Genomic DNA, 26,758 nt, shown 5'->3' on the forward strand with positions numbered 1-26,758 from the left:
ATGGAGCAGACGTGACAAGAGGAGGAGAGGTCCATGGTCGGACTGGAAGAGGTCAGTCATCGCCACGATGACAGCGCGACGCTGAAAGAAGCCAATCGAATTCCCGCCGGATCGCCTATCCTCGAACTGAAAGGCCTGCAGAAGAACTATGGTCACGTGCAGGCCCTGAAACCGGCGACGCTGACCTTCCTTGCCGGTGAAATCCACGCCATCGTCGGCGAAAACGGCGCAGGCAAATCCACCCTCATCAAACTGCTCACCGGCGTCATCACCCGCACGGCCGGCGAGGTGCTGTGGTGCGGCCATCCGGTGGGACTGTCGACGCCGAACGAGGCGATCGCCCGCGGCATCAACGCCGTCCACCAGGAAGTCGTGCTCTGCCGGCACCTGACCGTCGCCGCCAATCTCTTCCTCGGCGACGAGGTCAACCGTTACGGGCTTATGCGCAGGAAGCAGATGGAGAAGATGGCGCAGTCCGTCCTCGACGATCTCGGCTTCGGCCTGCCGGCCAGTGCGCTACTGAGCTCGCTGACGATCGGTCAGCAGCAGCTCGTCGCCACCGCGCGCGCGGCCATGCGCGGCACGCAGTTCCTGATCTTCGACGAGCCGACCGCCTATCTCACCCGCCAGGAATCCGCCCAGCTCTTCAAGCTGATCCGCCGCCTGCAGAGCGAAGGCGTCACCATCGTCTATATCAGCCACCGCATGGAAGAAGTCTTCGAGCTTGCCGACCGCGTCTCGGTGCTTCGCGACGGCACGCATGTCGGCACGCGCCTGATCGGCGAGACCAATGAGGCCGAGCTGATCGCGCTGATGATCAACCGCTCGATCGAGCAGATCTACCATAAGGAAGACATTCCGATCGGCGAGACGATCCTCGACGTCAAGGGTCTCACAGGCCCGGGCTTCGAGGACGTGTCGCTCTCTGTCAAGGCAGGACAGATCGTCGGGCTCTATGGCCTGATCGGCGCCGGGCGCAGCGAATTCGCGCTCGGGCTCTACGGGCGTCAGCCGATAAGTGCGGGCGAAATCCATTGGATGGGCAAGCGCGTCGATATCAGGAACGAGCGCACCGCGATGGAGCTCGGAATTGCGCTCGCGCCCGAAAGCCGGCGTGACCAGGGGCTCTGCCTCAACCTGCCTATCGGCCTCAATATCAACCTGCCGGTTTTCGGACGGCTCAGCAACGGCCCCGTTATCAACCATGCGCGCGAATCGGCCAATGCCGATAGCCAGATCCGCAATCTCAGCATCAAGACGCCGAGCCGGCGCGTTCCGGCCTCCAGCATGTCGGGCGGCAACCAGCAGAAGATCGTCATCGGCAAGTGGCTGAGCCATGGTGCCCGGCTTTTCATTTTCGACGAGCCGACTGTCGGCGTCGACGTCGGCACCAAGGCGGAAATCTACCGGCTTTTCGCCAAGCTGCTGAAGGAGGGGGCAGGCATCATCCTGATCTCCTCCTACCTGCCCGAGGTCTACGAACTGGCCGACCGGCTGCACGTCTTCCGCAGCGGCAGGCTCGTTGCAAGCCATGATTTCCACGCGGCGACGCATGAAGAAGTGCTCAGCGAAGCGATCGGCGTCTGAGCCAAAAGACTAAGAGGGAGAAAACTCATGACTGTCACCCCCACCGAAATCGTCGCGCCGCCGCCGCGCCGGAAGATGAACATTCTGTTCGGCCTGACGCTGATCGGCTTGCTGATCTTCCTCTGGATCGTGCTCGGCTTCGTCACCGAGAGCTTCTGGACGCCGCTCAACATTTCAAACCTGCTGCGCCAGGGCGCGATGACGGCGATCCTGGCACTCGGCCAGACCTTCGTCATCATCACCGCCGGCATCGACCTGTCGGTCGGCGCGATCGTGGGCTTCTGCACCGTCATCATCGCCTGGCTCTTGCAGACGGGCGTGCCGCTCTGGGCAGCGATCTTGCTGACGCTCGCCATCGGCGTTGCGATCGGCGCCTTCCATGGCTTCGGCATCGTGCATATGGGCCTGCCGCCCTTCATTATCACATTGGCGACGCTGACGTCGCTGCGCGGCATCGGCCTCCTGATCACCAACGGCTCGACGATCAGCATTACCGACGAGGGCTTCAGCAACTTCGCCCGAGCGGATTTCCTTGGCGTTCCAAGCCTGTTCTGGATGGTCGTCCTGGTGGCGGTCCCCTCCTTCGTCTTCCTGCATCTGAGCCGCTGGGGCCGTTATCTCTTCGCCGTCGGTTCGAATGCGGAAGCCGCGCGCCTTTCCGGCGTCAACGTCAAGGGGATGATCTATCTGGCCTATATCCTCTCGGCTTCGTTTGCGGCTTTCGTCGGCGTGCTGCTCGCCTCACGTATCGCCATTGGCAACGCGACGCAGGCCGATGGCTGGGAACTGCAGGCGATCGCCTCCTCGGTCATCGGCGGCACGTCGCTCTTCGGAGCCGTCGGCTCTGTGCATGGCCCGCTGATTGGCGCCTTCATTCTGGCGACCATCAACAACGGCGCCAACCTTCTAAACGTCAACTCGTTCTGGCAGCGCATCATCACCGGCCTGCTGATCATCGTCATCGTCTACTTCGATCAGCTTCGCCGGCGCCGGGCGGGCTGAGCGAGATACAAACGAAGCCGGCCCAGAGGGCCGGCTTTCTTCATTTCAGCAATGCGAGAACCGTCATGAAAGCAGTCCTTTGCCGCGAACCCGGCGTCCTCGATCTCGTCGAGCGCCCCTCTCCCGAAAAACCGGCACCCGGCTGGGTAAGGCTTGCCGTCAGCCATGTCGGCATCTGCGGCACGGATTACCACATCTTCGAAGGCAAGCACCCGTTCCTCGAATATCCGCGCGTCATGGGCCATGAGATCTCGGCGACAGTGCTGGAAGCAGGCGACGGCGTGGCGATGGCGACGGGCACGCCTGTGATCGTCAATCCTTACCTTTCCTGCGGCAACTGTGTTGCCTGCCGGCAGGGCAAACCGAACTGCTGCACCAATATTAGGGTACTCGGAGTTCACACTGACGGCGCCTTCTGCGAGGAGATCGTGGTGCCGGCCGGCAATCTCTATGCCGCCAAGGGACTGAGCCTGGAGGCGGCCGCAACCACCGAATTCCTGGCAATTGGAGCGCATGCCGTGCGCCGCTCCATGGCATCAGCCGGTTCGCGCTCGCTCGTTATCGGCGCAGGTCCGATCGGCCTGGGTGCTGCGATCTTCTCACGCATTGCCGGTCATGATGTGACGCTGCTCGATACGAGTGCGGAACGGCTGCAGATGGCCTCCGAACGCTTCGGGTTCACATCAGGCATCGTCGCTGATGACGGCACCCTCGATGCCGTGAAGGCAAAAACGGATGGCGATGGTTTCGACGTCGTCTTCGATGCGACGGGCTATGGGCCGTCGATGGAGAAAGCCTTCAGCTTTGTCGCCCATGGCGGCGCACTGGTGCTCGTCAGCGTTGTGAAGGACGATATCCGCTTCTCCGATCCGGAATTCCACAAGCGGGAGATGATGGTCATCGGCAGCCGCAACGCGACGCGCGTCGATTTCGAACATGTCGCGGATTCGATCGGCAAGGGCTTCGTTCCGGTCGACAAGCTGATCACGCATCGCACGACGCTTGGCGATGCGCCGCGCGATCTCGCCCGCTGGGCACATGAGAAGAGCGGCCTCATCAAGGCTGTCATCAAGATCGCGGATTAAGCGGCGTCGATCGCCGCGCGCATCTGCCTGACGACTTCGACATCCGTCCGGTTCGAGGTCGGCACGTCGAAGCCGAAGGAGACGGCGCGCGGATCGGCGCTGGCGACGGGAGAGCTGCAGGAGCCGTGAACTTCGTGCGCGCCGGTTGCCCGCAGGATTTCGACGACATTGCTCGGGCGCACGCCACTGCCTGGCATGATCGAGATGCGACCGGCTGCCTTGGCGGAGATGCGCATCAGCGTTTCGAGCCCGTCCATGGCTTTCGGTACGCAGCCCGAGGTGAGAATACGCTCGCAGCCGAGTTCGACTGCCTGCTCCAGTGCCGCATCCGGATCGGGCACGAGATCGAAAGCGCGATGCAAGGTCGAGCCCAGGCCACTGGCATGCGCCTTGAGGCGATGAATGAGCGGCATATCGAGCGTGCCGTCCGGCCGGTTGGCTCCAATGACGACGCCGGCAAGGCCGGCAGCCCTGACAGCATCGATATCGGCCAGCATCGCCCTTTCATCCGTCGCATCGAAGATGAACGGGCCGGCATGCGGGCGGATCATCGCGTAGACAGGGATCGGCGCCTGCGCTGCGATCCGCATCAGGCTCGGCAGCGGCGTCAGCCCGCCAAGTTCCAGCGCCGAGCAGAGTTCGATGCGGCCGGCGCCGCCTTCGATCGCCGCCTCGAGGCCCTGGGCGCTATCGACGCATACTTCCAGCAAAACCGTCATCGTCCGAATCCCTCTTCTCCGCCGCGGCCTATTTATGCGAAGGCGGCATCTTTCGCGACAGGCGCCGGGACAATTTTTGCCGCGGTCGCGATCAGCAGGTCGCAAGCGTCAGCAGCCGCTTTCCGATGATTGAAGGCGACATGGTAGGACATGGCCATGGGTTCCTCGAGTTCGACGATGCGCACGCGATCGGCAATCGGCATGGCGCTGACGCGGCCGAGAAAGGAGACGTAGCCATGATTGGCGACGAGATCGACGATGACGGGCAGCGAATCCGCCGCGGTGATGTCTCGGTCGCGAAGGCGGCGATGCAGGGTGCGGTCATAGCCAAATGTCATGGCGGCATGGCCGATGCCGGTGCGCGGGCTCGGCGTGCAGATGGGATGGCTGGCGACAAGCTCGGGGGCGGTTGCTTCCGTACTGTCAGGCGGGGCGATCGCCACCATGTCGGTGCGCAGCAATTCGCGATGGCGGAAACTCTCCAGGCCGAAAACGGAATCGAGGATCGCGACGTCGATGCGCCCGGATTTCAACGCCTCGCGCAGATCATCCGCGGTCATCGAGACCAGCGATAAGGCATTCTTGTTGCGGCCGGTATTCCACTCGGCAACGAGGCTGCCCAGGCAGCGCGCGACCCAGCTTTCCGAGCCCGTGGGGATGATGGCGCCGATGCGCAGCGAACGGGCGGTGCGCTGATAGCGTTCGTCCGCAGCGGATTTCAGTTCGTTCCAGGCAAGGCTGATGGTTGAAAAGACGGTATAGGCGAAGCGGCCTTCCTCGGTCAGCGCCGAGCCTTGGGCCTGGCGCTCGAAGAGCCTGCTCCCGAAGAATTTCTCAAGGTTGGCAATCTGCAATGAAAGCTGCGGCTGACCAAGGCGCAGACGTCGGGCTGCGCGATTGATGCTGCCCTGATCGGCAACCTCCAGGTAACGCTCCATGGTGACGAGCTTGACGGGGATGCGCGCGGCCCATTGTCCGTAAGCCTCCGGTTCACGATGACCGAGCAGGTTGCCGAGCTGCTCCGTCGCAGCAAGGATCGGCGCCAATCCTTCCTGGACCCTGCCGCCGGCGAGCAGAATGACCAGTTCGCCCGAGGAACGTTCGGCGAGCTTCAGGGCGAGCTCCGTTTCCAGATTGTCGATCGCTGCCGAGACGGTCGAGACGGAGATGTTGAAGCGGCGCGCCGTCTCCCGCATGGAGCCGGAAGACAGGACGTGGCTTGCGACGAAGAGGGCGCCGAGATGCAAGGTTTGCTCCGAAGATACTGAAAAGGCGGAGGATATGACGTGTTCGTGAAAAAAGATATCCCTGCCTGCAAACCTGCGGGCTATCGTCAGTCCATAAGAAATCCGGGCGGCGAAAGAACCGATCGAAAGCACCGGAACACCGTGGAAACACGCAAGGGGACAAAAACAAATCGCGCCGGCCTTGGAAAAGGGAATGCAATTCCGCGCAACTGTCTGCATTCGCCGCCATAATCGCGCCGCGACAGCGAATACTGGAGGGGCTGCTTCGATCGTCGGGCATCGATTTTTCGATCATCGATTTTTCGGGCGGGCACACTATTTCCATGACGCACGCATTTCCGGCATGATGGCCTGACGGCTGACCTGTCGGCAGGATTTCATGCGCCCAGGCTTCGTGCCTGGGGCTTTCGCGACATTTAACGGTGCTCAACAAGGGGACAATCATGCTTAGGAAAATCGCACTTGCCGTTTCGCTTTCCGCCTTTGTAGCTGGCGCGGCCCATGCCGCAGACGTCGTCGTTTCGTCAAAAATCGATACCGAAGGTACGTTGCTCGGCAACGTCATCGCGCTCGCTTTAGAAGCCAACGGCATCAAGACGCAGGACCGCATCGCGCTCGGCGCGACGCCGGTCGTGCGCAAGGCGATCACGGCTGGCGAAATCGATATCTATCCGGAATATACCGGCAATGCCGGCTTCTTCTTCAACAAGGCCGACGACGCCGCCTGGAAGAACCTCGAGCAGGGTTACCAGGAAGCCAAGAAGCTTGATTACGACGCCAACAAGATCGTCTGGCTGACGCCCTCGCCGGCCAACAACACCTGGGCGCTCGCGGTACGCAACGACGTCGCCGGCCCGAACAAACTCAAGACCATGTCCGATTTCGGCAAGTGGGTTTCCGGCGGCGGTGCCGCCAAGCTCGCGGCATCAGCCGAATTCGTGAACTCCGCCGGCGCCCTGCCCGCCTTCCAGACGACCTATGGCTTCACGCTGAAGCCGGATCAGGAGGTCGTGCTTTCGGGCGGCGACACGGCCGCTACGATCAAGGCTGCGGCCGACCAGACCAACGGCGTCAATACTGCCATGGTCTACGGCACCGACGGTGCTATCGAAGCGGCCGAGCTGACGGTTCTCGAAGATGACAAGAACGTGCAGCAGGTCTATGCGCCGACGCCGATCATCCGCGAGGCCGTGCTGCAGGCAAACCCAAAGATCCAGGAAATCCTTGCTCCGATCTTCCAGAGCCTGACGGCAGACGAGTTACGCAAGCTCAACGCCAAGATCCAGGTTGATGGCGAGCCGGCAAAATCCGTTGCCGAAAGCTACCTGAAGGAAAAAGGTTTCCTGAAGTAATCGCTTGACGCCCCGTCCGGCATCCGGGCGGGGCACTTTCCGGACAGGGTTGGATCGATGGAAGAAACCTTAGCGGTCCGCAAGCTGGACCGGCTCGGCGTAGTACTGGTGGCGGGCGGCATTACGGCGACGGCCCTTCTGCCGTTCATCTATGTGAAGGCAAACCGGATCGCCGCCGGCAAGCCGATGCTGCTGACGCAGCTTATCCCACAGACGTCCGTCCTCACCCTGCTGGCTCTGCTGGTTGTCACGGCGCTGGCAACGCTCTTCCTGCGGAACGCCTTCATTCGGCTCGCCCTTGGCACGCTCTGCCTTGCAGGGCTGATCGCCGCCATCGGCCTGACGGCAACCGCCGCAACCCCGCCCGGCAGCACCGTGGCGCGCATGACGCCCGGCGGCAGCTTCTGGGTGCTCTTCGGGGTCATCGGCCTCATCATCTCGGACGCGCTGGTGAAGATCAGGCTGACGCCCTGGATGCGGGTTGTCGTGCTCGCCGGCTACACGGCCCTGCTCGGTATCTGCCTTTCCTCGGGCCTGCTCGACAGCCTGTCGATCCTGAGGGAATTTTCCACGCGCTCAGCCCAGTTCTGGACCGAGGCGTTGTCTCATCTCATGCTGGCTCTTGGCTCGCTTGCCATCGCCATCATTCTGGGGCTGCCGCTCGGCATCCTCTGTTTCTGGGTGCCGAAGCTGCGCGCCGTCGTGCTGCAGACGCTGAGCCTCATCCAGACGATCCCGAGCCTGGCGCTCTTCGGCATATTGATGCTGCCTCTCGGATATCTCGCGACGCATGTGCAGCTTGCCGCCGATATCGGCATTCGCGGCATCGGCACGGCGCCGGCGCTGATTGCGCTCGTGCTTTACTCGCTGCTGCCGATCGTCGCCAACACGGTCGTCGGCCTCGAAGGCGTTGATCCCTCGGTGCGCGATGCTGCTGCCGGCATGGGGTTGACGCGCCGGCAGATCCTGACCGGCATCGACCTGCCGCTTGCCTTCCCGGTCATCCTCACCGGTATCCGTATCGTGCTGGTGCAGGCAATCGGCATGGTGACGATCGCCGCGCTGATCGGCGGCGGCGGCTTCGGCATCTTCATCTTCCAGGGGCTCGGCCAGACGGCCATGGACCTCGTCCTGCTCGGCGCCGTGCCGACCGTTTTCTTCGCCTTCTCCTCGGCCGTCATCCTCGATGCGGTCATCGAAAGCATCCAGGGGCCAGCCGCATGAGCATGATCGAGATCAGGAATGTCACCAAGCGCTACGGCTCGGCAACCGTCGTCGACAATGTCTCTATTGATGTCGAGAAGGGCTCGATTACCGTCATCGTCGGCACGTCGGGCTCCGGCAAATCGACGCTGATGCGGATGATCAACCGGTTGGTGCCGATCACCGAGGGACAGATCTTCGTCGGCGGACAAAATATCATGGACGTACCGGCCACGGAGCTGCGCCGCAAGATCGGCTACGCCATCCAGGGCCACGGGTTGTTTCCGCATCGGACGGTGGCGCAGAATATCGCGACCGTCCCGCAGCTGCTCGGCTGGGACGCGGCCCGGACCGACAAGCGCGTCATGGAACTGCTCGGCCTCTTCAATCTCGACCCTGCAACCTTCGCGGAGAAATACCCGCATCAGCTTTCGGGCGGCCAGCAGCAGCGCGTCGGTGTTGCCCGGGCGCTGGCAGCCGAGCCGGAACTGCTGTTGATGGACGAGCCCTTCGGCGCTCTCGATCCGGTCATCCGCGGCAAGGCACAGGATGACCTTCTGGCGATCCAGAAACAGTTCGGTACGACTGTCATCCTCGTTACCCATGACATGGACGAGGCCTTTCATCTCGGCAACCAGATCGCCGTCATGAGTGGCGGCAAGCTCCTGCAATGCTCGACGCCGGAGAAGATCCTCACCGAGCCGGCCGATCCGTTCGTGCAGCAACTGACCGGCACGTCCGACCGGGCGCTGAAGCTGATGTCGCTGACGCCGCTGAAGGACAGCATGCAGCCCGCCAAGCCCGGCCTGCCCTATTCGCTGGCACAGTCGCTCAGCCTGCGGGATGCACTTGCCGAAATGATATGGCAGGGCGTCGACGAGGCAGCCGTGCAGGACGCCAACAAGGCGCCAGTCGGTTCGATCTCTATGGAACGGCTGCTCGAACTGGGCCGCAAGGCATGAAATTCATCGTCGCCAATCTCTTTCGCACGCTGGCACTGGTGATGCTGCTCATCCTGATCTTCAGGACGGAGTGGTTCTCCTTCATGCTGGTGCCACTCACCAATAACAATGCACCGCCGGTCTATACGCAGAACAGCCTGGCATCGCTGGCGCTCGGGCATCTGGAGCTGGTCTTCGTCTCTATCATCGGCAGCGCCGTGCTTGCCGTGCTGGGCGGTATTTTCGTCACCCGGCCGAGCGGGGCGGATTTCCTGCCGCTGTCGCGGGCGATTGCCAATGCCGGCCAGACATTTCCGCCGGTCGCGGTGCTGGCGCTTGCCGTTCCCGCCACCGGATTCGGTGCGGCGCCGACGCTGATTGCGCTTTTTCTCTACGGCCTGCTGCCGATCTTCGAGAATACGGTCGCGGGTCTCAAGCAAGTGTCGCCGCAGGTGCTGGACGCGGCGGACGGCATGGGCATGAACGGCACGCAGCGTCTCTTCCAGGTCGAGCTGCCGCTGGCGCTGCCATTGATCCTGGAAGGGCTGAAGGTCGCGACCGTCATCAATATCGGCACGGCGACGATCGGCTCGACTGTGGCGGCAAAGGGGCTCGGCGAGGTTATCATCGCCGGCCTGATCTCCGACAATACCGCCTTCATTCTGCAGGGCGGCCTGATTGTCGGCCTGATGGCGGTGCTGATCTATGATGTCATCGGCATGCTCGAAGGCGCAATCACGCGCAGAATGGGCTTGCGTCCGGCTTGAGAGGACGGCTACCAAGACAGCGGAGACAGTCGTAATGGGAGACCCGCCTTGGCCAAAATGATCCATTCCATGATCCGCGTTCTGGACGAGGCGCGCTCGGTCGAGTTCTACAGCAAGGTCTTCGGGCTCGCGGTCGCAGACCGTGTCGATTTCGAGACCTTCACGCTGATCTACATGAGCAATGACGAGACGGGCTTCGAGCTGGAACTGACGGTCAACAAGGGCCGCATCGAGCCCTATAATCTCGGCGATGCCTATGGGCATCTGGCTGTTTCCGTTCAGGAAGTGCAGGTCGAGCACAAGCGGTTGACGGATCTCGGGGTCAACCCCGGCAAGCTCGTGGAACTCAACCGCGACGGTAAGCTGTTCGGTCTGTTTTTCTTCATCACCGATCCTGACGGCTACAAGATCGAAGTGCTGCAGCGCCACGGCCGTTTTCAATAAAATAAGAGGCAGACATGATCGGGAGGAGAGATCTTCATAACGGCTGGGTGCTTTCCTGTAACGATACAGGAAGAACCAACCTGCCGGCGTCCATTCCGGCAACGGTGCCCGGCTGCGTGCATCTCGACCTGCTCGCAAACCGGCTGATCCCCGATCCCTATCTCGATATCAACGAGATCACCAATGACTGGATCGGCAAGGCGGAATGGGTTTACCGGCTGGTTTTCGAGGCCGAGCCCGATGGTACCCAAGTGCAGGAACTGGTCTTCGACGGCGTCGATACGATTGCGACGATCCGCCTGAACGGCGAGGAGATCGGCCGAACCTTCAACATGCATCGGACCTATCGCTTCGACGTCTCGTCTCTCCTGCGGTCAGGTGCAAACGAACTTAGCGTCACCTTTCACTCCGCCTATGCCTATGGCGCGGAGATGGAGAAACATTACGGCTACCGCCCGAACAACTATCCGGGACCAGGCAATCTGATGCGGAAGATGGCCTGCAATTTCGGCTGGGACTGGGGGCCAACGCTGGTGACGGCGGGGCTTTGGAAGCCGGTGCGACTGGAGAGCTGGGACCGGGCGCGGCTTGCCGAGACGCGCGTTTCGGCGACACTTGCGGGCGGCGATGGGCTGGTCAAGGTGCATGTGCGGCTGGCGAGACATGGCGAAGCCACGCCAGCAAAGCTGACGACCGAGATCGGCGGCGTGACGCAGACAGTGACGATCGAAGCGGATGCGGAAGAGATTTCATTCGACGTGCGTGTCCCCTCACCGCAGCTCTGGTGGCCACATCATCTCGGGGCTCAGCCGCTCTATCCTCTGGAGATCCGGCTGGAAGACGAGAGCGGAGATATGCTCGACGGTTATTCGAAGCAGATCGGCTTCCGCTCGCTGCGGCTCGATACGTCACCGGATGCGCATGGCTCGGCCTTCACCTTCATCATCAATGACGTGCCGATCTTTGCCTGCGGCGCCAACTGGATTCCGGACGATTGTTTTCCCTCGCGCGTGACGGCGGAGCGCTACACGGCGCGGATCGACGAGGCGAAGGCCGCCAATATCAATCTGTTGCGGGTCTGGGGCGGCGGCATCTTCGAGCGGGACGAATTCTACGAGGCCTGCGACCGGGCCGGCATGCTCATCTGGCAGGATTTCCTGTTTGCCTGTGCCTCCTATCCGGAAGAAGAGCCGTTGCGTAGCGAGGTGATCGCCGAGGTTCGCGACAATGTCGTGCGGCTGATGCCGCATGCATCGCTGATCATCTGGAACGGCAATAACGAAAATATCTGGGGGTTTGACGAGTGGGGCTGGAGGCCGATCATCGAGAACGGTGTCAGCTGGGGGCTGGGCTATTATCTCGATGTCCTGCCGAAGCTTTGCGCCGAACTCGATCCCAACAGGCCCTATTATCCCGGCAGCCCCTATTCCGGTTCGATGGACATCGAGCCGAATGACGACAGGCATGGCTGCAAGCATATCTGGGATGTATGGAACGACGTCGGCTACGAGGTCTACCGCAATTACATCCCGCGCTTCTGCTCCGAATTCGGCTGGCAGGCGCCGCCGACATGGGCAACCCTTCAGGAAAGCGTTCATGACGACCCGCTGACGCCGGAATCACGCGGCGTCTTTCATCATCAGAAGGCGACCCAGGGCAATGACAAGCTCGTCAAGGGGCTCGCCGGACATCTGCCTGTGCCGCAGACGATGGATGACTGGCATTTCGCCACACAGCTCAATCAGGCCCGCGCCATCCGCTTTGCCATCGAGCACATGCGGTCGCATCGCGATATATGCAAGGGCGCGGTCGTCTGGCAGTTCAACGATTGCTGGCCGGTCACGTCATGGGCAGCGCTCGATTCGGCCGGCCGGCGCAAGCCGCTCTGGTATGCGATGCAGCAGGCCTTCCACCCTCGCCTGCTGACGATCCAGCCGCGCGGTGATGGTCTTTCGGCGGTCGCCGTCAATGAGAAGACCTTGTTCTGGCGCTCGAAGATCAGCGGCAAGCGCATGCGGCTTGACGGCACGGTGCTGGCGGAATTCGAATTCTGGCGACTGCTCTGCGACCGGTTCGAAGCGAAGGAATTTCCGTTGCCGAAGGATATCGCAAGGGCCGGCGCGGCGGATGAGGAAGTCATCGTCGTCCAGATGCTCGACAAGCGCGCTTTCCATTATTTCGTCGAGGATATCGAGCTGAGACTTCCTGCACCGGAATTCGGTATTTCGCTGGCAGAATCGGCTGCCGGTTATGATGTGACGGTAACGGCGAAGAGCTTTCTTAAAGATCTCTGCCTGATGGCAGATCGGCTCGATCCTGCGGCCGTGGTGGATTCAATGCTGGTGACCTTGCTGCCGGGAGAAAGCCACGTCTTCCGCGTCACAACCAAGAGGCAATTATCGGCCGAGGATTTGGCCGCCGGCACGGTGCTGCGGTGCGCCAACGATCTTGTTACCCCAAGATGAAAGGCCCCGCTCTCGCGGGGCCTCATCCGGCTCGTCCTAGCGGATGGTGTTACATCCAGTAAGGCGGCACGCCGTAGTAGTCATACACGCGGCGGCCATTCTCATTGTACCAGGTGTCGTCATCATCCGCGTAGCTTGGCGCTCCCTCGATCTGCTCCTTGGTGAGATCGATGCGATAGCCGTCCAGCTGGGTATCGTAGGTCAGCTTTTCCCACGGCAGCGGGTAGTGATCATGACCAATGCCGAGGAAGCCGCCGAAACTCAGAACGGCGTATGCGACACGACCGTCCTGCTTTCCGAGGATGAGGCGCTCGATGGAGCCGATGTGTCTGCCATCGGCGCCATAGACGCGCGTGCCCTCCACGCGGTCACTGGCGATCAGCGTCGGCGTATCCTTCACATTCGGGTCACGGCGGGTGGCGTCAGTATCCTGATTGAGCATGTGCACCTCCTTTATCGTTTCCTCGTGGTTCTTCCACATCGAGAAAACGTGCCCTATCCCTCAAAGTTCCCTGCCGTTCATATGCGACACGCGCGATATTGACGTTTACGTTAAGGTTATTGTAGCCTCAATCCGCTTGAACCGCTCAAGCAATGGCATAAGCTGCCCTGACGGAGGATGGAGGATCTTCCGATCGACCGGTGTCATCCGGTTTTCGGCGGCCGAATGGGAGAGAGACACGATGAACAGCATTTCCGTGCACCCCGGTGGTGCGAAACCGGAAAAACCATGGCTTGCCACCTATCCGGACATCGTTCCGGCCCAGATTCCGCCGCTGGAATTCGCTTCGCTTCCCGACCTCCTGGAACAAAACTGCGCCCGTTTTGCCGATCGCAAAGCCTTTTCCAGCATGGGCAAGGTGATGACCTATCGCGAGCTCGAGGTGCAAACACGCAAGGTGGCTGCCTGGCTGCAGAGCATCGGCCTGCAGAAGGGCGACCGCGTCGCCGTGATGATGCCGAACGTGTTGCAGAACCCGATCGCGGTCTACGGCATCCTGCGCGCCGGGCTCGTCGTCGTGAACGTCAACCCACTCTATACGCCGCGCGAGCTCGAGCATCAGCTCAATGATTCCGGCGCCAAGGCGATCTTCGTTCTGGAAAATTTCGCACGCACAGTCGAACAGGTCATCAACAAGACGGACCTCCGCCATGTCGTCGTCAGCTCTCTCGGCGAAATGCTCGGCCCAAAAGGGCTTATCGTCAATTTCGTCGTCCGCCGGGTGAAGAAGCTCGTCCCGTCCTGGTCCATCCCGCGGCACAAAAGCTTTCGGCAGGTGCTGTCCGAGGGAGCAAACAGGACGCTTGCGCCTGTCGCGCTGACTCGCAGCGACATTGCCTTCCTGCAATATACGGGTGGAACAACGGGTATTGCCAAGGGCGCGATGCTGACGCATCAGAACCTGCTTGCCAACAAGACGCAGTTGCAGCTCTGGCTGAAATCGGCCTTCAACAAGAAGAAGCAGCCCGACGTTCTGAACTTCCTTTGCGCCCTGCCGCTCTACCATATCTTCGCGCTGACGGTGAATTCACTGATGGGCATGTCACTCGGCGCCCATAATGTGCTGATCGCCAATCCGCGCGACATTCCAGGGCTGGTGAAGGAATTCCAGAAGTCGAACATTCATATTTTCCCCGGCCTCAACACGCTGTTCAACGCGCTGCTCAACAATGCCGATTTCGCCAAGCTCGATTTCTCCTCTCTCGTCATGTCGCTCGGCGGCGGCATGGCCGTGCAGCGGCCGGTGGCGGAGCGCTGGCTGAAGGTGACGGGCTCGCATGTTACCGAAGGCTATGGACTTTCGGAGACCTCGCCCGTTGCCACCGCGAACCGCTTCGATTCCCCTGAATTCACAGGCTCGATCGGCCTTCCCATTCCCTCGACGGAACTCGATATCAGAGACGAGGACGGCAATTCGCTGCCGCTTGGCGAGATCGGCGAGATCTGCATCCGCGGCCCCCAGGTCATGGCCGGATACTGGAACAAGCCGGAAGAGACAGCCCGGGTGATGACGCCGGATGGCTATTTCCGCACCGGCGACATGGGTTTCATGGATGAGCGCGGCTATACCAAGATCGTCGACCGCAAGAAGGACATGATCCTCGTCTCCGGCTTCAACGTCTATCCGAACGAGATCGAGGAAGTGGCCGCCATGCATCCCGGCATCCTCGAGGCAGCGGCGGTTGGCGTGCCTGACGGACATTCCGGGGAGGCCGTGAAACTCTTCATCGTGCGCAAGGATGCAAACCTGACCGAAGCCGATGTGAGAGCTCATTGCGCGGCCAACCTCACCAATTACAAGCGGCCGCGTTTCATCGAATTCCGCACCGAACTGCCGAAGAGCCCTGTCGGCAAGATCCTGCGCAAGGACCTGCGCGGCTAAATTTGATGGTCTCGTGAAATTGAGGGCCGTCCGCTTGTCGCGGGTGGCTTTTTTCATATTTGGTCAGATGGCTGAACTTGATTTGGCTGCGGGAAAGGGAATAGTTTCCGCGACCCCTCCGCCTCCAAAGGAGCCTTCCATGAATGCCATCGTCGAACAACTGAAGAGCACCGCGGCTGCCACCAATGCCACCGATCTGCGCGCCGCATTTGCAGCCGATCCGCAGCGCTTTTCGCGCTTTTCCGTATCGCTTGACGACCTGCTGATGGATTTTTCCAAGACGGCGGTGAACGACGAGATCCTGAAGCTTCTGGTGAAGCTCGCCGAAGAAGGCGGCGTAGAGAAGAAGCGCGAGGAGATGTTCTCCGGCAAGGCGATCAACTTCACCGAAGGCCGTGCCGTGCTGCACACGGCGCTGCGCAACCGCTCCAACACGCCTGTCCTGGTCGATGGCAAGGATGTCATGCCAGACGTCAACGCTGTTCTCGCCGCCATGGGCAAGTTTGCCGAGGGCGTGCGCTCCGGCGCGCTGAAGGGTGCGACCGGCAAGAAGATCACCGATGTCATCAATATCGGCATCGGCGGCTCGGATCTCGGCCCGGTCATGGCGACGCTGGCGCTGGCCCCCTTCCACGACGGCCCGCGTGCCCATTTCGTCTCCAATATCGACGGCGCCCATATTGCCGATATCCTGAAGCTGGTGCAGCCGGAGACGGCGCTCTTCATCGTCGCCTCCAAGACCTTCACCACCGTCGAAACGATGACCAATGCGCAGACGGCGCGCAAGTTCATCGCCGGCGCGCTCGGCGAAGCTGCCGTTCAGCATCACTTTGCCGCCGTTTCGACGGCTCTCGACAAGGTCGCGGCCTTCGGCATCGAAAGCGAGCGCGTCTTCGGCTTCTGGGACTGGGTCGGCGGCCGCTACTCGATCTGGTCGGCGATCGGCCTGCCGCTGATGATCGCCGTCGGGCCTGAGAATTTCGGCAAGTTCCTCGACGGTGCGCATGCCATCGACAACCATTTCCGCAAGGCGCCCATCACCGAAAACCTGCCGATGCTGCTCGGCCTCATCGGCTTCTATCATCGCAATGTTCTGGGTTACCCGACACGCGCCATCCTGCCTTACGACCAGCGCCTGTCGCGCTTCCCGGCCTATTTGCAGCAGCTCGACATGGAATCGAACGGCAAGGGTGTCACCATCGACGGCACGCCGGTCGAAGGCAATTCCGGCCCTGTTGCCTGGGGTGAGCCCGGAACCAACGGCCAGCACGCCTTCTACCAGCTGATCCATCAGGGCACGAGCATCATTCCGGCCGAGTTCATGATCGCCGCCAACGGTTTTGAGCCGGAGTTGCGCCACCAGCACCAGCTCTTGATGTCCAACGTTCTCGCCCAGTCGGAAGCCCTGATGAAGGGCAGGACTTTCGCGGAAGCCAAGAAGCAGCTGACCGACAAGGGCATGGACGACAAGAAGGCCGATTTCATCGCCCCGCACCGCGTCTTCACCGGCAACCGCCCGTCCATCACCTTCGTCTACGACAAGCTGACGCCCTATGCGCTCGGCCGCCTGATCGCGCTCTATGAACACCGCGTCTTCGTCGAAGGCGTGCTGTTCCGCATCAACTCCTTCGACCAGTGGGGCGTGGAGCTCGGCAAGGAACTGGCGACTGGCCTGCTGCCCGTCGTCGAAGGCAAGGAAAGCGCTGCCGGCCACGATTCCTCGACGCAGGGTCTTGTTGCTGCGTTGGCAAAGCTCGCCAAATAATCTCAGCAGTCCACCCCGATCGAAGCCCATCCGTCCTGCGGGTGGGCTTTTTATTTGACCCTGTCGAATTACAGGGCATGTCGTCGTCTATAGAGACGAGTGACAGAGGAGGAGCCGATGGCCACAACGGATGACGAGCTGGTGAAATTCGAAGCCGAGGGGGCGTTGCCATTGCCGCCCTCCAACGAAGAGGGTTTCGTCAAGAATGAAGGCGCGCGCATCTGGTATGCGAGCTACGGCGCCGGTCCAGCAGTTATCCTGCTGCATGGCGGGCTGGGCAATAGCGGCAACTGGGGTTACCAGGTCCCCAATCTCGTCGAAGCCGGCCACCGGGTCGTGGTGATCGACAGCCGCGGTCATGGCCGCAGCACCCGTGACGACCGTCCCTATACCTATCACCTGATGGCTTCCGATGTGCTGGCGGTCATGGATCATGCCGGCATAGAGGAAGCGGCCTTCGTCGGCTGGAGCGACGGCGCCTGCACGTCGCTGATCCTTGCCGACCAGAATCCTAAGCGGGTCTGCGGCGTCTTCTTCTTCGCCTGCAACATGGACCCCAGCGGTACCAAAGAATTCAAGATGACGCCGGTCATCGACCGCTGCTTCAGCCGCCACAGGCAGGATTATCAGGCCCTATCGGCGACGCCCGACGAATTCGAAGCCTTTGTCGCCGATGTCTCAAAGATGATGGCGACCGAGCCGAATTATTCGGCAGAGCAGTTGGCTGGCATCAAAGTGCCTGTTTCCATCGTGCTCGGCGAGCATGACGAGTTCATCAAGCCCGAGCACGCCGATTATCTGGCAAGCACGATCCCGAATGCGGAACTCGTGCTCATGCCAGGTGTCAGCCATTTTGCGCCGCTGCAACAACCGGACCTCTTCAATCGCGAGGTCCGGGCCTTTCTCGAGCGGATCGAATGAGGCTCAGAGGCCGATTTCGCGCGCCCAGGGCGGATTGGCACCCGCGCGGGAGACGGTGACTGCCGCAGCCTTTGCGCCGAGAGCCAGCGCGTTGCGCAGGGCCTGCTCATCGAGATTGGCGACCTGTGCCTTGGTCAGCAGGTTATCCATCTTCAGTGAGGCGAGAACGCCGGCATCGAAGGTGTCGCCTGCGCCGACCGTATCGACGACGGTGACGCGCTCGCTCGGGACGGTGACCTTGCGGGCGCCGGTATAGCCGGTGGCGCCTTCCGCACCCTTGGTGATGACGATAAGCTTGGCGCCGTGGTTCAGCCAGTGGGCTGCCAGCGCATCATGGTCGCCTTCCAGGCCGAACCATTCGAGATCCTCGTCGGAGAATTTCACGATGTCGGACTTGGCGGCCATGCGCCTGATGCGGGCCATATGCGCGGCCTTGTCCTTGATGAAGCCGGGGCGGATGTTCGGGTCGAGCGAGATGACACGCTTTGCTGCTTCGCGGTCGAGCAGGGCTTCGTAGGTTTCACCGCAGGGGCTTGGGATCAGGCTGATCGCGCCGAAATGCAGGGCTTCGCAGTCATCGCCGAGATTAGGCAGATCATCTGTGGTGATCATCCGGCCGGCGGTGCCTTCGTCGTAGAAGGCATAGGTTGCCTGGCCGTTGACGAGCTTGACGAAGGCAATTGTCGATGGTCGTGCCGTGATAGCGCAGGGACCGTAATCGACATTGCTCGCCTTCAGCGTATCGAGCAGGATTTCGCCCATCATGTCATCGGCAATGCCGGTGAAGAAGGCCGTCGGGATGCCGAGACGGCCAAGCGCAATCGCAGTGTTGAAGATCGCGCCGCCGGCATAGGGCGCAAAGCCCTTTTCGCCCAGGGTCGTATCCCTCGGCAGCATGTCGATCAGGGCCTCGCCGCAGCACAAAATCATCGAATTCCTCCCAACAGGACTTGCGCGTTTCTCAACCGATTAAGCGAGCTTTTGTCAAAAGGCTAGAGCGAAAGCTCACTTACGCCACCATTCCTTGCCGACCAGGCGAGCGGCGCATCGAGGAAAGCTTCGACTTCCTGCAGCGTCCTGTCGTCGAAGAGCTTCTGCTGCCTGGCGATTGCCAGAACCTCGCGCCATGTGGCGATATAGTGGAGCTGGACCTTGCCATTCTCAAAGCGCTGATGTGCCTCGGGGAAGATTCCGTAGAAGAAGAGCGCGATGCCGTGATCGACGACACCGCCGGCGGCTCTGACGGCATCGATGAAGGTGAACATGCTGCCGCCCGCCGTCGTCAAATCCTCTATAACGAGAACGCGGGCGCCGTCCTTCATGTCGCCTTCGATCTGCGCATTGCGGCCATGGCCCTTCGGCTTTTTGCGGACATAGATCATCGGCAGGCCGAGACGATCGGCAAGCAGTGCGGCAAAGGGAATGCCCGCGGTTTCGCCGCCGGCGATGCAATCGAACTGTTCGAAACCGGCATCGCGCAGCAGGGTGCTGGCGGCAAAATCCATCACGGTCGAGCGGACACGCGGGAAGGACAGGAGCTTGCGGCAATCGATATAGACGGGGCTCATGATGCCGGAAGCGTATTTATAGGGCGTCTCAGCGTTGAAATGCACCGCCTTGATCTCCCAGAGCATCTTTGCCAGCAGCTCTGCCATGGTGGCGCGATCGGGGAATGTGGTCTGGATCATGCGGCTTACTCCTTCGGCTGACGTTTCAGCGGCAATAGCAGCAAGAGCGGCCGGTTTCCAGACGGAAGAGTGCTCTCAGCCGAGCAGGCGGCCGATATCCGCAACCTGCATCTTCTTGAAGAGCGCGATTGCCTGCGCTCCCTCTTTCTCATCCAGCGAAACCGCATAACGGACGGCAGCAGCAAGAAGCTGCATCGTCAGCCGGGCGATGGCCAGAAGCTCCGTCTCGGCCCGCTCCGGCCACAGGTGTTTTAGCACTGAAAGCAAGGCCTGCGCATGGAATTCCATGTCTTCGGCATCGACTTCCTGAAGAAGCTTGTCCGTGTGGGTCGCATGCCAGATATCGCGCATCACAGGCTCGCGGCGGAAGAAGGCGTAATATTCATCTGCGATGACCGAGAGCGCAGTGCGCAGATTGTCGGCATTCGTCACCTTGGCCAGTTCGGCGGCGACACATTGACGGCCCTCCTCATTGAAACGTTCGGCGAGCGTGCGGATGATCGAAGTCTTGTCCGGGAAGTATTGGTAGAGGGCGCCGAAGGAAAGCTCAGCTTTTTCAACAATTTCGCTCATTTTCAGAGCATCGCTGCCATTCTTTTCGATGAGCTCCGAGGCGACCCTCAGGATCTTCTCGAAGCGTTCGCGGCCACGCTGCTGGCTCGGGATGCGGCGTGGCTGACCGCTCGATTCCTGCTGACGGCTGCGCCTTGCGATTATTTCTTCCGCCATCTTCCGCTCCCTCCAACCGTTGACAAAGAAAATAAGAGAGTTTATCTCATTTCGCAAATGAGAGAACTTCTCTTATTTTGAGCAGAGGAGGAGTTTCGACATGCAGATTGTTCTCGTGCTGTCGCTTGTTGCCGCCGCGATCGGCAGCGGTCTTGTCGCCGGTATCTTCTTCGCGTTTTCGACCTTCATCATGACGGCATTCTCGCGCATTCCAGCGGAACAAGGCATCGCGGCGATGAACTCGATCAATGTCACCATCGTGCGCTCGCCCTTCATGCTGCTCTTCGTGCCGACCGCGATCCTCTGCGTCGTGATCGCAGGGTTCGCTTTCGTGAACTGGCGCGCCGGCGCTTCCTCGATGATGCTCACGGGTGCCGCCCTTTATCTCCTCGCATCCTTCGTCTCGACCATCGTCTTCAACGTGCCGATGAACGATGCGCTGGACAAGGTCAGCGGCAACGGGCCGGATGCAGTCGAACTCTGGACCGCCTATCTCCGGGACTGGACCTGGTGGAACCATGTGAGGACAATCGCCTCGCTGCTGGCATCCGTCGCTTTTGTGCGGGCATTGATGCTGATCTGAAGAAGGGCGCAGAGAATGACCTCCGCCCTTCCTTTATTTTCACGCAATTGCTGGAATTGCGCTAGTTCTGCTGGCAGAAGGTGATGCGGTTGCTGAAGGGGTCGGTGACGGTCATCTCCAGGCCCCAGGGCGCTTCCTCGACACCCGGTTTCATGTAGCGGTAATTCCTTGCGGCAAGTTCGGCCTGATAGGCGCGGACATTCTTCACCCGCACGAATGCTCGTGCGCCGGGGCTTGCATCGCCGGAATGCTCGCTCAAATGCAACTGCATTTTCTCGCGCGAGACCTGGCAATAGAGCGGAAAGTTCTCGCCGAAACGATGCTTCCAATCCCAGGCGAAACCCAGGAAGCCGCAATAGAATTCCATGGCTTTTTCGACCGAAAAAATGCGGAAGATAGGTACCGGCGGCTCGATGCCGATAGCCGATTTCATACCTTCCGCCTCGTCCAGCTTTGCCGAAAGAATGTTCCACTGGTCAAAGCCGAATTGCCTGGCAACGATCTCCAGGGTTTCGCTGTGGCTGAGGGAAATATCGCGGTCGGCAAGAGCCTGCCGCAGTGTTTTTGCCATAAGTTTGGCGTCGCGAAAATCGCGCATTGTTCATCCTTCCATCGGCGGCAAACAGGAAGATCAGTGCCCGCATCTGCTGACCCGTTCGCCATCTTTTGCCGAGAGCAAGGATGTGAAGGTGGATTTGAATGCATTCACCATAATGCTTGCGCATCGCGGGGCGGCTGGCTGCATCCGGCCTGATGTCAGCTTATGAAAGGTTGAGAGAACGATCAAGAGGCCGATCGCGCGATGCCTGACGGTACCGAATGCAGGTGGCCGGCAAGTTCGACGCGATTGCGGCCGGCACGCTTGGCAACGTAGAGCGCCTTGTCGGCAGCACTCAGCATGGCATCGAAATCCAGCGGCTTAGCGCGGCAGGGCGCGACGCCGACGCTGACGGTGCATTTGAGCACCTCGTCGTCGGTTGGGACCTCGCGGGCCTCGAAGGCCTTGCGGATACGCTCGGCGGCAACTTCCGCCCGGCCAGGCATGATCTCCTTCACCACCAGCGCAAATTCTTCGCCACCGAGCCGGGCGACGGTATCGTCGGGGTGGCAATTGGCCGAAAGTTCGTCGGCGAAGATCTTGAGCACCCGATCGCCCGTGGCATGGCCATAACAGTCGTTGACGGATTTGAAATGATCGATATCGAAGACGATGACGGCGGTGGTCGGGTCCATGGGACGCGTGCCGTATTGATCGAACAGCGCACGGCGGTTGAGCAAACCGGTCAGCGGGTCGGTGATCGCCTCGAGACGATGACGAGCGGCGAGCCGCCACTGATGCAATGCCAGCGACAGCGCGCCGATCCCCGTCATGCCCGCGATGCAGACGGCGAGGCTCAGATCTTCCGCCCAATTGCTGGGCGCCTTTCCGAGCACGAGCCTTCCTTCGGAGATCAGCACGGCGGCGCAGAGAACGAAGGAGATCGCCGTCAGCGTATAGAGCGCAGCAATCCCAAGGAGCGGCGCCGGCGCTTCGTCGCGGGCGAGCCAATATTGCCTGGCGGTGGCAAAGAGCAGCAGGGCGATTGCAAGATTGTCAGCGATGAAGGCCAGGCCGTCATAACCTGATAGCATCGGCACAATGGAGAAGACCATCGCTGCCAGAGCCCGGATTGCGATGGCCGGGATCGCCAGGCGCCCGGTAAGAAACTGCTTGCCGGCACCCCATATAGTGGCAAACCCGGCATGAAACAGCACGAAATTGGCGATGCCGAATGACAGCTCCGGCTTACTCACATAGGCGCTGTAAGCAAAAATGCCGCTGACGACGAGGACGAGACCGATGGTGGCGGTGAGCAGCACGGTTTCGGCCCGACGGACGAGCCAGCTGCCCATCAATGTCACGGCGAGACATGCCGCCGACACACCCAGCGCCAACAGGAGGGAGTTGTAGTCAAGCATCATGCTTATCAGTCTCCGCAGCTATTGTCGCGCCAGAGAATATTGGGCAGCTGATGGGCTTCGCGATGAGGAATGTCTTATGCATCTGTTAACAAATGATGCATCGCACAATAAAAATGTTACGCGTCTAACGTCGCGCCGGAATTTAAAACGGATATTCGATTTAAAGTAGAAAATACTGACGTAGCACCTACGCCGTCACCTCCCAATGAAGCGGAAACATTGGATCGAAGACTGTCACCGAGCCGGCGCCTGTTTCTACCTTGGCGGGAAAGAAGACCGGCTCGGCCTGCCGGGACAGGGTGATGCGCTCCTCGTTCGGCGGCAAGCCGTACCAGGCGGGGCCGTTCAGCGACGCGAAAGCTTCGAGCCGTTCCAGAGCGTCCTCCTCCTCGAACACATGAGCAAGGCAGCTCATCGTGTTGATCGAGGTGTAGATGCCGGCGCAGCCGCAGGCGCATTCCTTCAGCGGATCGATATGCGGGGCGGAATCCGTGCCGAGGAAGAAGCGGGGATCGGCCCCGGTGGCGGCCGCGCGCAGGGCCACCCGATGGGTCTCGCGCTTGGCGACCGGCAGGCAGTAATAGTGAGGCCGGATGCCGCCGACGAGAATGGCGTTGCGGTTGATGATCAGATGATGGGTGGTGATCGAGCCGGCGAGATTATCTTTGGCCGCCTTGATATAATCGATACCGTCTGATGTCGTCACATGCTCCATCGTCACCTTCAGCTCGGGCAAGCGCCGGCGCAGCGGGTCGAGCACGGTCTCGATGAAGACGGCCTCGCGATCGAAGATATCGACTTCAGGGGTCGTCACCTCGCCGTGGACGCAGAGCGGCAGGCCGATCTTCGCCATGCGCTCCAGCACCGGCATCGACTTTTCCATGTCGCGCACGCCGCCATGCGAATTGGTGGTCGCGCCGGCCGGGTAAAGCTTGACGGCGGTAATCAGGCCGCTCTTCTTTCCCTCTTCCACGTCGTCGGGGCTCGTATGCTCGGTGAGATAGAGCGTCATCAGCGGCTGGAAGCGATGGCCAGCCGGAAGCGCCTTCATGATGCGTTCGCGATAGGCGGCCGCATCAGATGTCGTGACGACAGGCGGCACCAGGTTTGGCATTATGATGGCGCGGGCGAAGGTGCGGCTCGTATCCCCGATCACACCTTCCAGCATGGCGCCGTCGCGCAGATGCAGATGCCAGTCGTCAGGACGGCGGATGGTGATCGATTGCATGGAAGCCTCCGAAGCGATGCGGGTTGCGCTTCGATAGCATCAAGACCGGTGCGGAAACAACTGCTCAGGCCAGCGCGAGTTCCAGTGTGATGTCGGCAGGCCGACGATTTTCGAGGATGAGACGGCCGTTCGGCAAGTCGTTGCCGTAGACTTTGGCGCTGGCTTCTTCCTCAGTCAGCTTATAGCCGCGCCAGCGATCCCAGAGCCGCTCTTCCAGCACCTCGATCGGCGGCGCCAGCATCACCGAAAAATCGAACACACCTTCGAGTTCGGCCCATTTGCCCAGCGAAAACAGCAGGTAATTGCCTTCGACGATGATGAAGCGATGATCGGGGGAAATGGCGCGGGCCGACGCGATGGCGAGCTCGCGCGAGCGGTCGAAGACCGGCACCAGAACCTCCTGGTCAGCCCGCCTGACGGCGCGGATGATATCGAGAAACCCGCGGACATCGAAGGTTTCGGGAATACCTTTACGCGCCAGGAGGCCGCGTTCGATCAGGATGGCATTGTCCATGTGGAAGCCGTCCATGGGCAGCACTTCTGCGCTTTCGTCTCTGGCCTTCAGCGCGATGGCCAGATTGTCGGCCATCGTCGACTTTCCCGCACCCGGTGGCCCGGCGACGGCGATCAGGAAACGTTTAGCATCGCCGGCGCGGACAAGAACCTCGCCGGCGATGTCATCGATGCGTGCGCTCATGCCGCAACAGGCTCCGTCGGCGCCGCCTTGGCGCCGGTCATGAAGGCGACGGCGTCGGACATTGTATATTCCTTCGGATCGATCACCGTGAGGCGACGGCCGAGACGGTGGATATGGATCCGGTCGGCTACCTCGAATACATGCGGCATGTTGTGGGAGATCAGCACGATCGGCAGGCCACGGGCGCGCACGTCGAGGATCAGTTCGAGCACGCGGCGGCTTTCCTTGACGCCAAGCGCCGCCGTCGGTTCGTCCATGATGATGACCTTCGAGCCGAAGGCGGCGGCGCGGGCAACAGCAACGCCCTGACGCTGGCCGCCCGAAAGCGTCTCCACTGCCTGATTGATGTTCTGGATCGTCATCAGGCCGAGTTCCGACAGCTTGTTTCGCGCCAGCTTTTCCATCGCCGGCCGGTCGAGCATGCGGAACACCGAGCCGAGCGGGCCGCGTTTACGGATCTCGCGGCCGAGGAACATATTGTCGGCGATCGACAATGCCGGCGACAGAGCGAGGTTCTGATAGACCGTCTCGATGCCGGCCTCACGCGCCTCCATCGGCGACCTGAACTGCACCTGCCGGCCTTCAAGGGTGATCACCCCCTCGTCGGGCGTGACGGCGCCTGAAATCGCCTTGATCAGAGAGGACTTACCGGCGCCGTTGTCGCCGATGACGGCGAGAATTTCACCCGGATACAAGTCGAAATCGGCATTGTCGAGCGCTGTGACGCGTCCATAACGCTTGACGAGGCCGCGGGCGGTGAGAAGGGGTTCGCGAGCCATGATTACACCGAAACCTTTCTGATCCACTGATCGATAGCGACGGCGGCGATGATCAGCACGCCCGTCAGCAGGACTTTCCATTGCGGATCGGCACCGAGCATGTTGAGCCCCATCGACACGACGCCGACGATCATGGCGCCGAAGAGCGTGCCAAGAATGGAGCCGCGGCCGCCGAACAGCGAGATACCGCCGATCACAGTCGCGGTGATCGCTTGAAGATTATAATCGGTGACGGCCGAGGACGGTGAGATCGAGCCATTGCGGCCGATCGAGACCCAGGCAGCGAAGGCGGCGATGATGCCCGATATCGTATAGACGGCCAGCAGCACCTGCTTGGTCTGGATGCCGGACAGCTTTGACGCCTCCGGATCGTCGCCGACGGCGTAGACATGCCGGCCCCAGGCGGTGTGATTGAGAACATACCAGAGCAGCAGGACGAGCAGCACCATGGCGATGACCCCAAGGGTGAGCACGGCGCTGCCGAGCTTGAAGCTCGCAGCGAAAAGATGAAGCAGGGGCGCCTGTTCGTCGACGTCGGCGTCACGGATCGTCTCGTTGGCGGAATAGATGAAATTCGTCGCCATGACGATATTCCAGGTGCCGAGCGTGACGATGAAGGGCGGCAGTTTCATGAAGGCGACAAGGAAGCCGTTCAGCAATCCGCACAGGCCGCCGACAAGGAGGCCGGCCGCGACCGCGATCGGCGTCGGTATGCCATAGGTGACCGCGACATTGCCCATGATAACAGCCGAGATCACCATGATGACGCCGATCGAAAGATCGATGCCGGCGGTCAGGATGACCAGCGTCTGGGCGGCGCCGAGAATGCCGACGATGGCGATCTGCTGCAGGATCAGTGTCAGCGTATAGGACGAGAAGAACCGTCCGCCGATCGCTATCCCGAAGATCACGATTGCCAGCACCAGCACGATCAGCGGCACGGCGGCCGGCGTCGAGTGCAGAAAATGCTGCGCGCGCTTGATCAGCGAGACATCCTGGTGCTCGAAAGAGGCGACGCTCTTGTCGCTGCCGTCGAGGACGCGTTCGAATTCCTGTGCTCCGGTCATTGTTCCTCCTCCGCATCCGCGCGCCGAACCGCGCGGAGGCCGTCACTCCTGTTCATCCGTTGTTGCTTAGCCGGGGAGCGACGGCACATCGTCCGTCCAAAACGGCCGGGGATCAAGCCCCAGCCGTTTTCTCTTTCAACAGA

Annotated in this window: 25 protein-coding genes; 13 read left to right on the plus strand and 12 right to left on the minus strand. The window is 61.1% G+C overall.

What is annotated here, in order from left to right:
• The first annotated feature begins 33 nt into the window (after positions 1-33).
• The 3 genes from JNB85_RS05620 (at position 34) to JNB85_RS05630 (ending at position 3,674) form a co-directional block, all read left to right on the plus strand.
• The gene (locus tag JNB85_RS05620; protein ID WP_220333385.1) at positions 34-1,587 is read left to right on the plus strand and encodes a sugar ABC transporter ATP-binding protein; all 1,554 of its coding nucleotides are present in this window, start codon (positions 34-36) and stop codon (positions 1,585-1,587) included.
• Positions 1,588-1,614: 27 nt separating this feature from the next.
• Positions 1,615-2,589 carry an ABC transporter permease gene (locus JNB85_RS05625; protein ID WP_220333386.1) on the plus strand — a complete coding sequence of 325 codons (975 nt, stop codon included), beginning with the start codon at positions 1,615-1,617 and terminating at the stop codon, positions 2,587-2,589.
• A 65-nt stretch (positions 2,590-2,654) separates the two neighbouring features.
• Positions 2,655-3,674: a zinc-binding alcohol dehydrogenase family protein gene (locus JNB85_RS05630; RefSeq protein WP_220333387.1), complete on the plus strand. Its 1,020-nt coding sequence runs from the start codon at positions 2,655-2,657 to the stop codon at positions 3,672-3,674.
• Here JNB85_RS05630 and JNB85_RS05635 read toward each other — a convergent pair.
• Positions 3,671-4,393, minus strand: coding sequence for a copper homeostasis protein CutC (locus JNB85_RS05635; protein ID WP_220333388.1), 723 nt, complete (start codon positions 4,391-4,393; stop codon positions 3,671-3,673). The genes JNB85_RS05630 and JNB85_RS05635 overlap by 4 nt on opposite strands.
• 32 nt (positions 4,394-4,425) lie before the next feature.
• Positions 4,426-5,640 (minus strand): LysR family transcriptional regulator, encoded by a 1,215-nt coding sequence (locus JNB85_RS05640; RefSeq protein WP_220333389.1) that lies wholly within the window; start codon positions 5,638-5,640, stop codon positions 4,426-4,428.
• A gap of 443 nt (positions 5,641-6,083) precedes the next feature.
• Between JNB85_RS05640 and osmF the strand changes: the two genes are divergently transcribed.
• Genes osmF through JNB85_RS05670 form a run of 6 tightly spaced genes read left to right on the plus strand, consistent with a single transcriptional unit; the run spans position 6,084 to position 12,812 of the window.
• Positions 6,084-6,992 carry a glycine betaine ABC transporter substrate-binding protein OsmF gene (gene osmF, locus JNB85_RS05645; protein ID WP_220333390.1) on the plus strand — a complete coding sequence of 303 codons (909 nt, stop codon included), beginning with the start codon at positions 6,084-6,086 and terminating at the stop codon, positions 6,990-6,992.
• A gap of 57 nt (positions 6,993-7,049) precedes the next feature.
• Complete coding sequence (locus JNB85_RS05650; protein WP_220333391.1) at positions 7,050-8,216, plus strand: ABC transporter permease; 1,167 nt, start codon at positions 7,050-7,052, stop codon at positions 8,214-8,216.
• A complete protein-coding gene (locus JNB85_RS05655) occupies positions 8,213-9,157 on the plus strand; it encodes an ABC transporter ATP-binding protein (RefSeq protein WP_220333392.1) in 945 nt (314 codons plus the stop codon). The genes JNB85_RS05650 and JNB85_RS05655 overlap by 4 nt, the downstream gene beginning before the upstream one ends.
• Positions 9,154-9,903, plus strand: coding sequence for an ABC transporter permease (locus JNB85_RS05660; protein ID WP_220333393.1), 750 nt, complete (start codon positions 9,154-9,156; stop codon positions 9,901-9,903). The genes JNB85_RS05655 and JNB85_RS05660 overlap by 4 nt, the downstream gene beginning before the upstream one ends.
• Before the next feature lie 48 nt (positions 9,904-9,951).
• Positions 9,952-10,347 carry a VOC family protein gene (locus JNB85_RS05665; protein WP_220333394.1) on the plus strand — a complete coding sequence of 132 codons (396 nt, stop codon included), beginning with the start codon at positions 9,952-9,954 and terminating at the stop codon, positions 10,345-10,347.
• A 14-nt stretch (positions 10,348-10,361) separates the two neighbouring features.
• Positions 10,362-12,812 (plus strand): glycoside hydrolase family 2 protein, encoded by a 2,451-nt coding sequence (locus JNB85_RS05670; RefSeq protein ID WP_220333395.1) that lies wholly within the window; start codon positions 10,362-10,364, stop codon positions 12,810-12,812.
• Positions 12,813-12,861: 49 nt separating this feature from the next.
• Here the strand turns inward: JNB85_RS05670 and JNB85_RS05675 are convergent, their stop codons facing one another.
• A complete protein-coding gene (locus tag JNB85_RS05675; protein WP_220333396.1) occupies positions 12,862-13,254 on the minus strand; it encodes a PRC-barrel domain-containing protein in 393 nt (130 codons plus the stop codon).
• 241 nt (positions 13,255-13,495) lie between these two features.
• Between JNB85_RS05675 and JNB85_RS05680 the strand changes: the two genes are divergently transcribed.
• The 3 genes from JNB85_RS05680 (at position 13,496) to JNB85_RS05690 (ending at position 17,882) form a co-directional block, all read left to right on the plus strand.
• Positions 13,496-15,196, plus strand: coding sequence for a long-chain fatty acid--CoA ligase (locus tag JNB85_RS05680; protein ID WP_220333397.1), 1,701 nt, complete (start codon positions 13,496-13,498; stop codon positions 15,194-15,196).
• 139 nt (positions 15,197-15,335) lie between these two features.
• Entirely contained in the window at positions 15,336-16,961 is a 1,626-nt protein-coding gene (gene pgi, locus JNB85_RS05685; RefSeq protein ID WP_220333398.1) for a glucose-6-phosphate isomerase, read from the plus strand.
• A 117-nt stretch (positions 16,962-17,078) separates the two neighbouring features.
• Positions 17,079-17,882 (plus strand): alpha/beta fold hydrolase, encoded by an 804-nt coding sequence (locus tag JNB85_RS05690; RefSeq protein WP_220333399.1) that lies wholly within the window; start codon positions 17,079-17,081, stop codon positions 17,880-17,882.
• A gap of 3 nt (positions 17,883-17,885) precedes the next feature.
• Here JNB85_RS05690 and JNB85_RS05695 read toward each other — a convergent pair whose 3' ends face one another.
• The 3 genes from JNB85_RS05695 to JNB85_RS05705 all read right to left on the minus strand — a co-directional run bounded on the left by JNB85_RS05695 (position 17,886) and on the right by JNB85_RS05705 (position 20,299).
• Positions 17,886-18,812: a carbohydrate kinase family protein gene (locus JNB85_RS05695; RefSeq protein ID WP_220333400.1), complete on the minus strand. Its 927-nt coding sequence runs from the start codon at positions 18,810-18,812 to the stop codon at positions 17,886-17,888.
• 62 nt (positions 18,813-18,874) lie between these two features.
• Positions 18,875-19,570, minus strand: coding sequence for an orotate phosphoribosyltransferase (locus tag JNB85_RS05700; RefSeq protein ID WP_220333401.1), 696 nt, complete (start codon positions 19,568-19,570; stop codon positions 18,875-18,877).
• A gap of 75 nt (positions 19,571-19,645) precedes the next feature.
• Complete coding sequence (locus tag JNB85_RS05705) at positions 19,646-20,299, minus strand: TetR/AcrR family transcriptional regulator (RefSeq protein ID WP_220333402.1); 654 nt, start codon at positions 20,297-20,299, stop codon at positions 19,646-19,648.
• A 100-nt stretch (positions 20,300-20,399) separates the two neighbouring features.
• Between JNB85_RS05705 and JNB85_RS05710 the strand changes: the two genes are divergently transcribed.
• The gene (locus JNB85_RS05710) at positions 20,400-20,882 is read left to right on the plus strand and encodes an anthrone oxygenase family protein (RefSeq protein ID WP_220333403.1); all 483 of its coding nucleotides are present in this window, start codon (positions 20,400-20,402) and stop codon (positions 20,880-20,882) included.
• Between the two features lie 61 nt (positions 20,883-20,943).
• Here JNB85_RS05710 and JNB85_RS05715 read toward each other — a convergent pair whose 3' ends face one another.
• From JNB85_RS05715 to JNB85_RS05740, 6 genes are all read right to left on the minus strand, one after another.
• Positions 20,944-21,480 (minus strand): glyoxalase superfamily protein, encoded by a 537-nt coding sequence (locus JNB85_RS05715; RefSeq protein WP_220333404.1) that lies wholly within the window; start codon positions 21,478-21,480, stop codon positions 20,944-20,946.
• A gap of 185 nt (positions 21,481-21,665) precedes the next feature.
• Positions 21,666-22,844, minus strand: coding sequence for a GGDEF domain-containing protein (locus tag JNB85_RS05720; protein ID WP_220333405.1), 1,179 nt, complete (start codon positions 22,842-22,844; stop codon positions 21,666-21,668).
• A gap of 187 nt (positions 22,845-23,031) precedes the next feature.
• Positions 23,032-24,072, minus strand: coding sequence for a dihydroorotase (pyrC, locus tag JNB85_RS05725; RefSeq protein ID WP_220333406.1), 1,041 nt, complete (start codon positions 24,070-24,072; stop codon positions 23,032-23,034).
• Positions 24,073-24,136: 64 nt separating this feature from the next.
• A complete protein-coding gene (locus JNB85_RS05730; RefSeq protein ID WP_220333407.1) occupies positions 24,137-24,769 on the minus strand; it encodes a nucleoside triphosphate hydrolase in 633 nt (210 codons plus the stop codon).
• Positions 24,766-25,548, minus strand: a complete 783-nt coding sequence (locus JNB85_RS05735; protein WP_183823302.1) for an ATP-binding cassette domain-containing protein — start codon at positions 25,546-25,548, stop codon at positions 24,766-24,768. The genes JNB85_RS05730 and JNB85_RS05735 overlap by 4 nt, the downstream gene beginning before the upstream one ends.
• 2 nt (positions 25,549-25,550) lie before the next feature.
• On the minus strand, positions 25,551-26,615 hold the full coding sequence (locus JNB85_RS05740; protein ID WP_220333408.1) for an ABC transporter permease: 1,065 nt from the start codon (positions 26,613-26,615) through the stop codon (positions 25,551-25,553).
• Positions 26,616-26,758 lie beyond the last annotated feature (143 nt).

Source organism: Rhizobium mesosinicum, from assembly GCF_019511345.1.
Lineage (GTDB): Bacteria > Pseudomonadota > Alphaproteobacteria > Rhizobiales > Rhizobiaceae > Rhizobium > Rhizobium mesosinicum.

Bases quoted from the DNA above. Each gene is read 5' to 3' on its own strand.
- JNB85_RS05720 (WP_220333405.1), bottom strand. From the start codon at position 22,844: ATGATGCTTGACTACAACTCCCTCCTGTTGGCGCTGGGTGTGTCGGCG.
- JNB85_RS05620 (WP_220333385.1), top strand. From the start codon at position 34: ATGGTCGGACTGGAAGAGGTCAGTCATCGCCACGATGACAGCGCGACG.
- JNB85_RS05675 (WP_220333396.1), bottom strand. From the start codon at position 13,254: ATGCTCAATCAGGATACTGACGCCACCCGCCGTGACCCGAATGTGAAG.
- JNB85_RS05715 (WP_220333404.1), bottom strand. From the start codon at position 21,480: ATGCGCGATTTTCGCGACGCCAAACTTATGGCAAAAACACTGCGGCAG.
- JNB85_RS05705 (WP_220333402.1), bottom strand. From the start codon at position 20,299: ATGGCGGAAGAAATAATCGCAAGGCGCAGCCGTCAGCAGGAATCGAGC.
- JNB85_RS05660 (WP_220333393.1), top strand. From the start codon at position 9,154: ATGAAATTCATCGTCGCCAATCTCTTTCGCACGCTGGCACTGGTGATG.
- JNB85_RS05710 (WP_220333403.1), top strand. From the start codon at position 20,400: ATGCAGATTGTTCTCGTGCTGTCGCTTGTTGCCGCCGCGATCGGCAGC.
- pgi (WP_220333398.1), top strand. From the start codon at position 15,336: ATGAATGCCATCGTCGAACAACTGAAGAGCACCGCGGCTGCCACCAAT.
- JNB85_RS05630 (WP_220333387.1), top strand. From the start codon at position 2,655: ATGAAAGCAGTCCTTTGCCGCGAACCCGGCGTCCTCGATCTCGTCGAG.
- JNB85_RS05730 (WP_220333407.1), bottom strand. From the start codon at position 24,769: ATGAGCGCACGCATCGATGACATCGCCGGCGAGGTTCTTGTCCGCGCC.
- JNB85_RS05635 (WP_220333388.1), bottom strand. From the start codon at position 4,393: ATGACGGTTTTGCTGGAAGTATGCGTCGATAGCGCCCAGGGCCTCGAG.
- JNB85_RS05700 (WP_220333401.1), bottom strand. From the start codon at position 19,570: ATGATCCAGACCACATTCCCCGATCGCGCCACCATGGCAGAGCTGCTG.
- JNB85_RS05695 (WP_220333400.1), bottom strand. From the start codon at position 18,812: ATGATTTTGTGCTGCGGCGAGGCCCTGATCGACATGCTGCCGAGGGAT.
- JNB85_RS05625 (WP_220333386.1), top strand. From the start codon at position 1,615: ATGACTGTCACCCCCACCGAAATCGTCGCGCCGCCGCCGCGCCGGAAG.
- JNB85_RS05735 (WP_183823302.1), bottom strand. From the start codon at position 25,548: ATGGCTCGCGAACCCCTTCTCACCGCCCGCGGCCTCGTCAAGCGTTAT.
- JNB85_RS05680 (WP_220333397.1), top strand. From the start codon at position 13,496: ATGAACAGCATTTCCGTGCACCCCGGTGGTGCGAAACCGGAAAAACCA.
- JNB85_RS05740 (WP_220333408.1), bottom strand. From the start codon at position 26,615: ATGACCGGAGCACAGGAATTCGAACGCGTCCTCGACGGCAGCGACAAG.
- pyrC (WP_220333406.1), bottom strand. From the start codon at position 24,072: ATGCAATCGATCACCATCCGCCGTCCTGACGACTGGCATCTGCATCTG.
- osmF (WP_220333390.1), top strand. From the start codon at position 6,084: ATGCTTAGGAAAATCGCACTTGCCGTTTCGCTTTCCGCCTTTGTAGCT.
- JNB85_RS05690 (WP_220333399.1), top strand. From the start codon at position 17,079: ATGGCCACAACGGATGACGAGCTGGTGAAATTCGAAGCCGAGGGGGCG.
- JNB85_RS05655 (WP_220333392.1), top strand. From the start codon at position 8,213: ATGAGCATGATCGAGATCAGGAATGTCACCAAGCGCTACGGCTCGGCA.
- JNB85_RS05650 (WP_220333391.1), top strand. From the start codon at position 7,050: ATGGAAGAAACCTTAGCGGTCCGCAAGCTGGACCGGCTCGGCGTAGTA.
- JNB85_RS05670 (WP_220333395.1), top strand. From the start codon at position 10,362: ATGATCGGGAGGAGAGATCTTCATAACGGCTGGGTGCTTTCCTGTAAC.